Origin of the sequence: Paenibacillus timonensis (assembly GCF_022427145.1) — a bacterium.
GTDB classification, from domain to species: Bacteria; Bacillota; Bacilli; order Paenibacillales; family Paenibacillaceae; genus Fontibacillus; species Fontibacillus timonensis.
This window is the reverse complement of sequence record NZ_JAKSXN010000093.1, coordinates 1-12,227: the sequence shown is the minus strand read 5'-3', so window position 1 is coordinate 12,227 and position 12,227 is coordinate 1. Positions and strand designations below refer to the sequence as shown.

Sequence of the window (12,227 nt, the reverse complement as noted above, 5' to 3'; positions counted from 1 at the left end):
AAATAAAAAAAGACCCGGTTCCCCGAGTCTCTTCCTATCTCTTGATGCTTCGCAATTGGTTTCCTATTCTCGCCAATTAAGCTTCCGTTTTATTCAAAAACGGCGCCGTCTTCTTGTAAGTTTCGCCCCATTCCTTCATTTTCAGAAGAATAGGAACCAGGGTCTTGCCAAATTCCGTTAAGGAGTATTCCACCTTCGGCGGCACCTGATGGTACACCTCGCGATGCACGATGCCGTCTTCCTCCAGCTCGCGCAGCTGCAGGGTCAGCATCCGTTGGGTGATCGTCGGGCAGATCCGCCGGAATTCGTTGAATCGGATCGGTCCATGAATCAAATGATACAACAGGACCCCTTTCCATTTACCGCCGATAACGTCCAAGGTAAACTCGACAGGGCAACCTTCGTCGTTGGGGCATACCCCGTAGCCGCTTTTGCGATCGCGCATTTTGAAATCCCTCCAAGGGGTAGGATCCAAAAAGATTCCTACACGCATTGTTGTATATACAAACAATTATATGCCGGTCCGACTCGATGCACAAGCCGCAAATCGGAAGATTGGCGTGTGCAAAGCGAAAAGGCTTCCGACGATTGGCTCCTATATAAAGAAGAAAAAACCACGCCTCCGGCATGGTTCCTTCCGAATTTCTTTTTAATTAAGCCAAGGTTAGGGTTAGGCCCAAGATGGCTGGATTTTCAATACCGGGATTTCTTCTTTGACGGCTGCCGGAACCTTCTCGGTTTCCGGAGCGCTCTCTTCGACCGAGATGCGCCAAATGTCAGCACCCAGACCGGATAGTTTCTCAGCCAGATCCACGTACCCCCGGTCGATATGGTGCGTGCCGCTGACTTCCGTCGACCCATCCGCTACCAAACCGGCCAGGATCAGTGCAGCTCCGGCACGAAGGTCGGTGGCGCAAACTTTTGCCCCGCTGAGCTTGCTGCCCCCGGAGACGATCGCGCTGCGTCCTTCCACCTTAATGTCGGCACTCATTAAACGGAACTGATCCACGTGCATGAAGCGGTTTTCGAAGACCGTCTCGGTAATGACGCTTGCCCCTTCGGACACCAACAGCAACGCCATCATTTGCGACTGCATATCGGTCGGGAAGCCCGGGTAAGGCAACGTCTTCACGTCAACGGCTTTCAGCGGCTTGTCGGCGATGACGCGCACTCCGTTCTCTTGCGCTTCTACCGTTACGCCCATTTCTTCAAGCTTGGAAATGACCGGCCCCAGGTGATCGGCAATGGCACCCTCGACAAATACGTTCCCGCCGGTGATCGCCGCAGCGACCATAAACGTGCCGGCTTCGATCCGATCCGGAATCACCGTATGTTCGCATCCGTGCAAGCGCTCGACGCCTTCGATCCGGATCATGCCGGTGCCCGCCCCGCGGACGACAGCGCCCATGCTGTTCAGGTAATTGGCCAAATCGACGATTTCCGGTTCCTTGGCCGCATTTTCAATAATGGTGGTGCCTTCCGCCAAAGTCGCTGCCATCATGATGTTCTCCGTCGCGCCCACGCTGGCAACGTCCAAATAAATCTTTGCGCCGCGGAGGCGGCCGTTCGATTTGGCTTCGATAAATCCGTGACCGAGGGTGATTTCCGCGCCCATCGCTTCGAAGCCTTTCAAATGCTGGTCAATCGGTCTCGTTCCGATCGCGCAGCCGCCCGGCAGGGAAATCCGGGTGAAACCCATCCGTGTCAATAACGGACCCATGACAAGAAAAGACGCCCGCATCTTTCGCACCCACTCATAAGGCGCTTCGCATGAAGCGATATGCCGCGCATCGACCGTAATGACTTCCCGGTCGTAGCTCACGGCCGCTCCCAGCGACTCCAACACTTTATTAATGGTCATTACATCGTCAAGAGGCGGCGCATCGCGAATGATGCTGACCCCTTCTTCACCCAATAAAGACGCTGCAATGATCGGTAGCACTGAATTTTTAGCACCGCTGACTTTTACGTTCCCGGCCAAAACATTGCCACCGCGGACGATAAATTTGCTCATCATGGTTCCCTCCGCGCGTTCATTTTCACTTTTTTCCCGATTTGGAAAAAGATTAACCTGTTCATTCCCTAAATTTCATCATATCACCGGTCATTTAAGGCACACAAGGCTCTAATCCTGTCGAAAAAGCGTGTTTTGGCGCAGAAATCGCCTCTTGCCCCGTCTATGGACATGCTCTCGAGTCGTAGTCCTTACTCACCATTGTTGACACAATGAAATGATGTTATTCGACAATTTACTTCCTGATCTGTTTACAATCTAACCCCACAACATCCCATTCAATCTCATCAAAACATGTACTTCAACATTTGGGTGTAACCCCAATATTCCATGACAAAAGCGGCTACAAAGCGGCCCAACACCACCGCCAGCAGCAGCTGCAGCAGCTTGCCCTGCGGTCCCTTGGGGTGGCGGATGAACAAGTCCAGCTTCAAGTTTTGCAACGCCCACCAGGACAGCGCAATGCATGCCAAGGAGACGAGGATGGCCGTCAAGCCGCCCACCCCGACCGAAGCCGCTACCTGGTCGACCGGATTCATGACTATATCCCCCATCACATTTATATTTATGCAGCAAGTACCTAAACGGTTAATCCTCACTTTTTCACGCATGAACCAAGCTTCACAACATGTAATATATATCGGTTATGGACTTGTAAAAATATAGACCTTATATATCATACTTGCCATCGCGTCAATAATCCAGCTTTTCTTTGCCTTGCAAGGGTTTCCAAATTCAACTATTACCTAAATGTCAGTATCACGTCATTCTGAATGAAAAACAGGCACCCCAAGAGGTGCCCGTTATCCATTGTTTTATTGCTTATTGCGGTCGCTGGATACGTTGATCCGGGTAACCGCTCTTTGCAACGCCAGCTCTGCGCGGCGATGATCGATGCGGTCCTGGTTGCTGCGAGCCGCCAGCCGGCGCTCCGCACGCTCACGAGCCGCAATGGCCCGCTCCAGGTCGATCTCTTCCGGCAGCTCTGCACTCTCGGCAAGTACGATCACTTTATCGCCCTGCACTTCGATAAAACCGCCGTGTACCGCGATCGTCGTCGTTTCCTTGCCGGTCTTCGCAACTACCGGAGCAACTTGCAGCGGTGTGACGAGCGGAACATGGCCCCGCATGACGCCAAACTCCCCTTCAAGTCCGCGGACCGTCAGGCTGTCTACCTCTTTCGAGTACACCACATGCTCCGGCGTAACGATTTCCAATAAAAAGCTGCTCAAGTTTATCCCTCCTGTTCGTGGGACAGTTCATTTCTGAAGCATCCGGATTCGGCTTGGAATTACAGCGTTTTTGCCTTCTCGACGGCCTCTTCGATCGTTCCTACGAACAGGAACGCCGCTTCCGGAAGGTCGTCGTGTTTGCCGTCCAGAATTTCCTTGAAGCTGCGTACCGTTTCGGCGATCGGCACGTATTTGCCCGGAATCCCCGTGAACTGCTCCGCCACGTTAAACGGCTGCGACAGGAAACGTTCGATTTTACGAGCACGGGCTACCAGCGTTTTATCGTCGTCGGACAACTCATCCATACCGAGGATGGCGATGATATCCTGCAATTCTTTATAACGAGCCAAGATTTGTTTTACGCCTTGGGCTACGGCATAGTGCTCTTCGCCCACGATTTCCGGCGTCAAAATCCGCGAGCTGGATGCCAGCGGGTCCACGGCCGGGAAAATCCCTTTTTCGGAGATTTTCCGCTCCAGGTTGGTCGTTGCGTCAAGGTGCGCAAACGTCGTCGCCGGAGCCGGGTCCGTATAGTCATCCGCAGGCACGTAAATGGCTTGGATGGACGTTACGGAACCTTTTTTGGTCGAAGTGATCCGTTCTTGCAGCTGACCCATTTCGGTCGCCAACGTTGGCTGGTAACCTACCGCGGAAGGCATCCGTCCGAGCAAAGCGGAAACCTCGGAACCGGCTTGCGTAAACCGGAAAATGTTGTCGATGAAGAGCAATACGTCGCGGCCTTCTTGGTCGCGGAAGTATTCAGCCATCGTGAGGCCCGTCAAGGCTACGCGCAAGCGTGCGCCCGGCGGCTCGTTCATTTGTCCGAATACCATCGCGGTTTTCTCGATAACACCGGATTCCGTCATTTCCATGTAAAGGTCGTTCCCTTCACGGGTACGTTCCCCTACGCCGGCAAATACGGAAATCCCGCCGTGCTCGTGCGCGATGTTACGGATCAATTCCTGGATCGTTACGGTCTTGCCTACGCCGGCGCCGCCGAACAGGCCGATTTTACCGCCTTTAGCGTAAGGAGCCAGCAGGTCGATGACCTTGATCCCCGTTTCCAGCATTTCCGCTTGCGTCGACAATTCTTCGAACTTCGGCGGTTCGCGGTGGATCGGATACTTCAGTTCCGTGTTAGCAGCGCCTTTCTTGTCGATCGGTTCGCCAAGCACGTTAAACACGCGGCTGAGCGTTGCTTCCCCGACCGGAACCGAAATCGGCGCTCCCAAATCGATCGCTTCCGTACCGCGCACAAGGCCGTCCGTCGAGGCCATGGCGATACAACGAACGAGGTTGTCGCCCAGATGATTGGAAGCTTCCAGAACCAGCTCAGACTGGCCGTCTTGCTTCTCAATTTTAATAGCGTTGAAGATTTCCGGCAGTTGACCGCGCCCAAATTCGATGTCAACAACCGGACCCATTACGCTGACAACGCGTCCTTTGTTCATCTTCGTTTCCCTCCTAATATTGCTGCCCGGAACGATCAGCCTTGTGCGTTTGCTCCGGCAACGATCTCCGTAATTTCTTGCGTAATCGCCGCTTGACGAGCGCGGTTGTACGTCAGGGTAAGTTCATTGATCATTTTCGTCGCGTTTTTGGTCGCGCTGCCCATTGCGGTCATTTTCGCGCCCAGCTCGCTCGCTTTACCGTCAAGAAGCGCTCCAAAGATCAACGTTTCGGCATATTTCGGAAGCAAGACTTCCAATACGCCCTCCGGTGAAGGTTCATACTCATAGCTGCTGGCCGGACCCTCGCTCTCCACGGAATCAAATGGAAGCAGGCGTTCCACGGTTGGCAGTTGGGTAATCGCATTGACGAACCGGTTATAGCAAACGTAGATTTCGTCGAATTGTTCGGTTTCAAAGCCTTGTACCGCTGCATAGGTCAAGGATTTGATATCCGCGAATCTCGGCGTGTCCGAAAGCTCGGTCACTTCGTGGACCACCGGATAATTGCGGCGTTTCAAATAGTCTCTCCCTTTGCGGCCGATCACGAAAAGTTCGTATTCCGAAGAAGAAGCGTGGCGGGTACGGACCAGATCCGTCACTTTCCGCAAAATATTCGCGTTATATCCGCCGACCAAACCGCCGTCGGACGTAATCACGATATAAGCGGTCCGCTTCACCGGACGCGTCACGAGCATCGGATGACTGACGCCTTGAGAGGCGGCTGCAATGCTGGAAACGACCTCTTTCAGCTTCTCCGCGTAAGGCCGGGAGGCTTGCGCTCTCTCCTGCGCTTTGCGCAGCTTCGCCGAAGCTACCATTTCCATCGCTTTGGTGATTTGCCGGGTATTCTGAACGCTTTTGATCTGACGCTTGATTTCGCGCATCCCTTTTGCCATGATTTCACCACCTTAAACTTTGGCGTGGCCAAAATTCAATTGCATGAATCTATAAAGCTGCAATATTGAAATGTTCTTACGATCGCTGTTGCTCGCGGATTTCTTGAATTGACGAATTCAGAAATAGTTGAAATCCGCTCACAAAGGCGAACGCTTCGCTTCTTCAGAATCATTTCAACCTTTTGCTTAAGGATTCATTCAACCGTAAAACTTGGCATCCCCAAAGTATTTTTTACACACAGGCGTAAACCGGCGTTGCGCTTAGCCAAAGCCGGTTTGTGCCGCAAGAACTTTTATGCCGTAGTCGCGAAACCGCGTTTGAATTGCTCGATGACTTCTTTCAGCTTCGTTTCGTTGTCTGCGGTCAGATCCTTGGTATCGCGGATCGATTGCAGCACGTCGCCATGCTGATTTTGGATAAAGGACAGGAATTCCGATTCGAACCGGCGAACGTCGGCCAAAGGAATGTCGTCCAGGTAACCTTTAACCGCCGTGTACAAGCTGACAACTTGCAGTTCGACAGCCAGCGGTTGGTTTACGCCTTGCTTCAGGATTTCCATCATCCGCGAACCGCGGGTCAACCGGGCTTGCGTCGATTTGTCCAGGTCGGAACCGAACTGGGAGAACGCTTGAAGCTCGCGGTATTGAGCAAGGTCCAGACGCAGGGTACCGGCAACCTTCTTCATCGCCTTGATTTGCGCGGAACCGCCAACCCGGGATACGGAGATACCTACGTTAACCGCCGGACGTTGACCGGAGTAGAACAGGTCGGACTCCAGGAAGATCTGGCCGTCGGTAATCGAAATCACGTTGGTTGGAATGTACGCCGATACGTCGGAGGCTTGCGTTTCGATAAACGGAAGCGCCGTGATCGATCCGCCGCCAAGCTCATCGCTCAGTTTAGCTGCACGTTCCAGCAAACGGGAGTGCAAGTAGAAGACGTCACCAGGGAACGCTTCGCGGCCCGGTGGACGGCGAAGCAGCAAGGACAATTCGCGGTAAGCCGCGGCTTGCTTCGACAAGTCGTCATAGATGATCAGGACATGCTCGCCTTTGTACATGAAGTACTCGGCCATGGCTACACCGGCATAAGGCGCGATGTAGAGGAGTGGCGACGGTTCCGAAGCGGAAGCCGACACGACGATCGTGTAATCCAGCGCCCCATGGCGACGAAGGGTTTCCACGACGTTCACGACGGTGGATTGCTTCTGGCCGATGGCGACGTAAATACATTTCACGCCGTTGCCTTTTTGGTTGATGATCGTATCGATGGCGATCGCCGTTTTACCGGTTTGACGGTCACCGATGATCAGCTCCCGTTGTCCGCGGCCGATTGGAACCATCGAGTCAATCGCTTTGATCCCGGTTTGCATCGGCTCATGAACCGATTTCCGGTCGATAACGCCTGGAGCGTTATTTTCGACTGGACGGAATTCCGTCGTTTCGATGGGTCCTTTGCCGTCGATCGGCTGACCCAGCGGGTTCACGACGCGGCCTAGCATCGCCTCGCCTACCGGAACCTGCATGATTTGTCCGGTCCGTTTCACTTGGTCGCCTTCGCGGATTTCGCTGTAAGGACCGAGGATAACGACACCGACATTGCTTTCTTCCAAGTTAAGGGCAAGACCAAAAACGCCGTTCTCAAACTCGAGCAGCTCGTTCGCCATGGCGTTCTCTAGTCCGTGGACACGGGCGATACCGTCACCAACTTGAATAACGGTGCCAACTTCGGCCACTTCGATTTCCGATTTATATTGTTCGATCTGACTTTTAATCAGTGTACTGATCTCTTCAGGTCTGATACTCAAGTGTTTCACCCCTATCTACAGTGCTTGTCTTCGAAAAGACTTTTCGAGCCGTTCCAATTTCCCGGCCAAGCTTCCATCGTACAACGTATCGCCGATCCGGACTTTCATCCCGCCGAGCAGCGATTTGTCGATCACATTCTCGACCCGAATCTTCTTGTTCACGAGGGCACCAAACTCCGCAGCGACCTGCTGCTTCTCGTCCTCGTTCAGCGGATACGTGGTTGTAACCACCGCATTCGCAAGCCCCAGCGCTTCGCCGGAAATGCTCACGTAAGCGTCAACCAGCTCTGGCAAAAGCCCGATTCTTCCGCGTTCCACCAGAAGCTTCACCGTCGATACCACGGGTTTGGACAGTTTCCCTTCAATCGCGCGGGAAATGGCGTCCCATTTGGCGGTTTCCGTAATCTTCGGCGAGGCGATGAAATGCTCGATGTCATCCCCTGCCTGAAAAGCTGCCGCCAGCGCCTTCAGTTCTTCTTCGACCTCCAGCGTCCGCCCTTCCGCCGCAGCGATTTCATACAACGCTTTGGCATACCGTTTTGCGGCTACGGTCTCGCGGCTCATGAGCGGCCACCGACCTCTTTAAGGTACTTGTCGACCAGTTCGCCTTGAACGCCTTCTTCGCTGACTTCCTTCTCGATCAGCTTGGACGCGATCTTCACCGATACGGCGCCGACTTCGCTGCGAAGCTGTTCCACGGCACGGTTCTTCTCGTTCTGAATGTCGCGCACCGCTTCCTCTTTCAAGCGAGAAGCTTCGTCCTTGGCTTGCTCCAGCATTTGAGCCGCTTGCTTGCTGCTGGTTTGCTTGGATTGCTCGATAATGTCATACGCCTCTTTGCGCGCTTGCTGGAGGGCCGCTTTTTGCTCCTCCACAAAGGCAGTTGCCTGCTCGCGAGTCTGCGCCGCTTCGCTCAGCTGCTGCTGCACGAGTTCACGGCGTTTTTCCATCACGGAAAACAACGGACCGAAAGCGTATTTGTTTAACAAGAAGTATAAAATCCCGATCGCGATCAACGCGATGACGGTGTTTTCCCATACGATTTCCAAACTTAAGTCACTCCTTTCCGAAGCCTATCCGCATTCGCGTTTCGCCCGCCCTGGGCTAAAAAGAAGGCGTGGACGGCTGTGGCCTTCCCCGCCATTTCTTTTTTGAAAATTCTATTAAGCCTGACCAAAGAACATGAACGCCAGGACCACGCCGATGATCGGAAGTACCTCGATCAAACCTACGCCGATAAACATCGTCGTTTGCAGAGTGGACTTCGCTTCAGGTTGACGCGCGATCCCTTCGACCGTTTTGCTGATAACCATACCGTTACCCAGCGCTGCGCCGAACGCGCCCAAACCTGCTACGATAGCTGCTGCCAATAATGCCATTGCTCCCATTGTGTATATCCTCCTTAAATGTAAAATCAAATTTTATAGTTCAGTCAGGTTGAAGACGTTCTTCAATCCGTAACTTGAAACTTAGATTATCTTTGAAACGCGGGTACCAAAGCTCGCCCGTTTAATGCTCTTCCTCGTGACTTTCGAGGTTCTGCGAGATGTACACCATCATCAAGATGACGAAGACAAACGCTTGGATCGCGCCGACGAAAATGCTGAAACCGTCCCAAACCATCAGCAGCGGAACGGAGAAGATCGCACCGACCACGCTTGCTTTGGCCAAAGTCATGATCGTGGAGATCAGGACCTCGCCCGCGAAGATGTTCGCGTATAGACGAACGCCATGCGTCAGCAGCTTCGACAGCTGCTCGATCAGGTTAATCGGTAAGAAGAACGGATACGGCTGAATGTAATGCTTAAAGTAGTTTTTCGTGTTTCTTACCATCCCAAGACCATGGGATAACACGAATACTAGCAATGCAAGACCCATCGTTACGCTGAGATCGGCCGTCGGGGATTTCCACCAAGCTACCTCAGCATGAGCTTCCTCATCCGGGTGTTTTTGATGTTCTTCCGTAAGCACCTTGGTTACCGAGGTAATTTCCTGACCGAAAATTTTTGCTTTCGCCGGATCATCATACTCAGTAACTACCCCAAACAGAAGTCCGAGCATATTCGCGACAAAAATAAACATAATCATCGTCATCGCCAAGGAGAGAAAAGGTTTCCCTTTCTTCAGATCCATCGTGCTCGATATCAAGTTCTGAACGAATTCTGCCGCCCATTCCATGAAATTCTGCAGTTTTCCGGGGTTCTCTACGGATAGATTCCGAGTCGCTAGGCGAGCAATGACGAACACAATCGTGCAAGTCACCACCAGCATCAAAATGATGGACAGGTCTATACGTAGGCCGCCCAATTCTATGACCGGAGCTTCATGCATGTTTTCTCACCCCCATTCCAAGTTGAATGTTTCCAGCCTAAGGCTTACGAGAAAAACGAATGCCTATAAAAAGAAGAAAAAATTGCGCAAAAACCAGACTGCCGGCAACCGCATACACATTGAGGTGCTGCGGAAATTTCATAGCGGCAAATACCGCCAGAACCGCCAGTGCCGTACGGGTCAGAAACCCCATGTTCAACCGTTTCGAACCGCCGTTTACCGCGGCATCCAGCACCTGCCGGACCTTGCGGCCGAGGTAAACCGCATTAATCCAGCTTACCGCCGAGCCGAGCGCTATGCCAAGCATAATGCTTTGTACCTCCGGCAATAAAGCGCCTCCGAGAAAACACAGGGCCAAAAAACCTAGGGTTCCGGCTGTCAAAGCACGGCTGTATTTCGACAGCTCATCCATTATTTCCCCCCACAACCGACTTGATCAGAGCGACGATGCCGAGGATTCCCGCTGCAATGCCGATCAAGACGCCCAGACCGATGCCCAGGCCGTTCTTGAACCACAGCTTATCCATCCAGGAGCCGAGGAAGTAACCTCCTACGGCACACACGGCAAAATTCGTTCCTAAAGCGGTTACCACAGCGACAGCCTTCCACACGCCGTTGTCGTTTTTACCAGGTTTTGTCGGGTCTTCCATTTCAATCACCCTAATAATCCCAATTTATTTTACTAATTGTGAAGAGATCTTGTCAATTGAGGTTTTTTAGTGATTTAAAGCTTTGAAATGCCAAATTTGCCCTTGCAATCCTGATTAAAACGCATACAGCGTACAGTAATACTGTATACTTTTTTAGGCTCGCGATCAAAACAAATTTTCGTTAGTTTGTGAATTTTCTGTGAAATTCCTCCGGACGCTCATCCAATAATCCGAAATGGTGACAAATCGCATTGACAATTCTTTGCGAAGCTTTTCCATCGCCGTATGGATTTGCCGCCCGGCTCATCGATTCATACCGGTTCCGATCGCTGAGCAGCGCCTTAGTCCGTTCATAAACCATCTCCTCATTTGTGCCGACCAATTCCAGCGTTCCCGCTTCGATCCCTTCGGGACGTTCCGTCGTATCGCGAAGCACAAGCACCGGAACGCCAAAAGAAGGCGCTTCTTCCTGCAAACCGCCCGAATCCGTAAGTATCAAATGCGTATGAGGATAGAAGTTGTGCAGATCCACCACATCCAAAGGATCGATAAGTTTAATACGAGGATGATTCCCCAAAGTTTCGTAGGCCGGTTCCCTTACCGCAGGGCTTGGGTGCACCGGGTAGACAATGGCTACATCCTCGAACTCATCGGCAATTCTTCTTACGGCACGGAAAATGTTCAGATGCGGTTCGCCTTGCGATTCGCGGCGGTGCGCCGTCATCAAAATAAGCCGCTTTCCGGCGGCCCAGTCCAGCACAGAGTTCGTATAATTCGGCTGTACTGTATATTGAAACACATCCGTAACCGTGTTGCCTGTGACATATATAGCTGACTCTGGCTTATTTTCCTTACGCAAATTGCCAGCCGACCAATCCGTCGGAGCAAAGTGCAGATCGGCCAAAACGCCGGTCAACTGGCGGTTCATCTCCTCCGGATAAGGAGAGAGCTTGTTCCAAGTCCGCAATCCGGCTTCGACATGCCCTACCTTAATTTGCTGCAGGAATGCGGCATAGCTGGCCAGGAATGTGGTCAACGTATCCCCATGCACCAACACGATATCCGGCTTGGCTTCTTTAAGGACGCCTTCCAACCCCTGAAGCACGCGGATCGTGATTTCGTTCAACGTCTGATTCGGTTTCATGACGTCCAGATCGAAATCCGGGACGATCTTGAATACGTCCAGCACCTGATCCAGCATTTCGCGGTGCTGCGCCGTCACGCAAACCAGCGATTCGATTTGCTCGGGATGCTTTTGCAGTTCGAGAATCAACGGCGCCATCTTAATCGCTTCGGGTCTGACGCCGAAGATGGTCATTACTTTAATCTTGCCCACCCTACTCAATTCCTTCCTTATAGAGGTAATTTAAAACTAGGCTTTCCATCGCGATGCATACTCACTGAAGTTGATTCGACGTCGAATCTTGAATTCAGCCGGTCGCTCCGTTGCTCACGTAGCCTCCAGCTACGCTCCGCTACTCTCTCCCTAGCTTCATCCAACCTTCTCGACGCTGAAAACCCAACTTTTAAATCTTGATTGATATGGTCTTTCAAACTAGGCTTTCCATCGCGATGCATACTCACTGAAGTTGATTCGACGTCGAATCTTGAATTCAGTCTGGGCTTTCCGCTGCTCACGTAGATCCATCTACGCTCCGCTACTCTCTCCCTAGCTTCATCCAACCTTCTCGACGCTGATAACCCGATTTTAAAACTTCGATTGAAACGGTTAATCAAATCAATGTCCCGTAGATTACTCTACATCCATTTCTCGCGACAACTAACAGTAAAATGTAACGTTAATTTTCATATAACCATATAAGTGTCCAAATTAACTGGAATATC

Annotated in this window: 14 protein-coding genes; all 14 read right to left on the bottom strand. The window is 52.1% G+C overall.

Annotated elements, in window-relative coordinates:
• Nucleotides 1–76 precede the first annotated feature (76 nt).
• The 14 genes from MJ257_RS23375 to wecB all read right to left on the bottom strand — a co-directional run bounded on the left by MJ257_RS23375 (nt 77) and on the right by wecB (nt 11,718).
• A complete protein-coding gene (locus MJ257_RS23375) occupies nt 77–445 on the bottom strand; it encodes a winged helix-turn-helix transcriptional regulator (protein ID WP_178023334.1) in 369 nt (122 codons plus the stop codon).
• A 225-nt stretch (nt 446–670) separates the two neighbouring features.
• Nucleotides 671–2,014 carry a UDP-N-acetylglucosamine 1-carboxyvinyltransferase gene (gene murA / locus MJ257_RS23370; protein ID WP_240271527.1) on the bottom strand — a complete coding sequence of 448 codons (1,344 nt, stop codon included), beginning with the start codon at nt 2,012–2,014 and terminating at the stop codon, nt 671–673.
• A 287-nt stretch (nt 2,015–2,301) separates the two neighbouring features.
• Nucleotides 2,302–2,553 carry a DUF1146 family protein gene (locus tag MJ257_RS23365; protein WP_240271526.1) on the bottom strand — a complete coding sequence of 84 codons (252 nt, stop codon included), beginning with the start codon at nt 2,551–2,553 and terminating at the stop codon, nt 2,302–2,304.
• 276 nt (nt 2,554–2,829) lie between these two features.
• Nucleotides 2,830–3,246: a F0F1 ATP synthase subunit epsilon gene (locus MJ257_RS23360; RefSeq protein ID WP_240271524.1), complete on the bottom strand. Its 417-nt coding sequence runs from the start codon at nt 3,244–3,246 to the stop codon at nt 2,830–2,832.
• 59 nt (nt 3,247–3,305) lie between these two features.
• Nucleotides 3,306–4,697, bottom strand: coding sequence for a F0F1 ATP synthase subunit beta (gene atpD, locus MJ257_RS23355; RefSeq protein WP_240271522.1), 1,392 nt, complete (start codon nt 4,695–4,697; stop codon nt 3,306–3,308).
• A gap of 35 nt (nt 4,698–4,732) precedes the next feature.
• Nucleotides 4,733–5,593 carry an ATP synthase F1 subunit gamma gene (atpG, locus tag MJ257_RS23350; protein WP_240271521.1) on the bottom strand — a complete coding sequence of 287 codons (861 nt, stop codon included), beginning with the start codon at nt 5,591–5,593 and terminating at the stop codon, nt 4,733–4,735.
• Nucleotides 5,594–5,886: 293 nt separating this feature from the next.
• On the bottom strand, nt 5,887–7,401 hold the full coding sequence (atpA, locus tag MJ257_RS23345; RefSeq protein ID WP_240271519.1) for a F0F1 ATP synthase subunit alpha: 1,515 nt from the start codon (nt 7,399–7,401) through the stop codon (nt 5,887–5,889).
• 15 nt (nt 7,402–7,416) lie between these two features.
• Nucleotides 7,417–7,965: a F0F1 ATP synthase subunit delta gene (locus MJ257_RS23340; protein ID WP_178023328.1), complete on the bottom strand. Its 549-nt coding sequence runs from the start codon at nt 7,963–7,965 to the stop codon at nt 7,417–7,419.
• A complete protein-coding gene (atpF, locus tag MJ257_RS23335) occupies nt 7,962–8,450 on the bottom strand; it encodes a F0F1 ATP synthase subunit B (protein ID WP_178023327.1) in 489 nt (162 codons plus the stop codon). Before atpF ends, MJ257_RS23340 begins: the two co-directional genes overlap by 4 nt.
• A 114-nt stretch (nt 8,451–8,564) precedes the next feature.
• Complete coding sequence (atpE, locus tag MJ257_RS23330; protein WP_009223739.1) at nt 8,565–8,789, bottom strand: F0F1 ATP synthase subunit C; 225 nt, start codon at nt 8,787–8,789, stop codon at nt 8,565–8,567.
• Between the two features lie 121 nt (nt 8,790–8,910).
• Nucleotides 8,911–9,732, bottom strand: coding sequence for a F0F1 ATP synthase subunit A (gene atpB, locus MJ257_RS23325; RefSeq protein ID WP_240271517.1), 822 nt, complete (start codon nt 9,730–9,732; stop codon nt 8,911–8,913).
• Between the two features lie 37 nt (nt 9,733–9,769).
• Nucleotides 9,770–10,144, bottom strand: coding sequence for an ATP synthase subunit I (locus MJ257_RS23320; RefSeq protein WP_178023325.1), 375 nt, complete (start codon nt 10,142–10,144; stop codon nt 9,770–9,772).
• Nucleotides 10,137–10,325 (bottom strand): AtpZ/AtpI family protein, encoded by a 189-nt coding sequence (locus tag MJ257_RS23315; protein WP_240271513.1) that lies wholly within the window; start codon nt 10,323–10,325, stop codon nt 10,137–10,139. Before MJ257_RS23315 ends, MJ257_RS23320 begins: the two co-directional genes overlap by 8 nt.
• A gap of 238 nt (nt 10,326–10,563) precedes the next feature.
• Nucleotides 10,564–11,718, bottom strand: coding sequence for a non-hydrolyzing UDP-N-acetylglucosamine 2-epimerase (wecB, locus tag MJ257_RS23310; protein ID WP_270407311.1), 1,155 nt, complete (start codon nt 11,716–11,718; stop codon nt 10,564–10,566).
• Nucleotides 11,719–12,227: the final 509 nt, after the last annotated feature.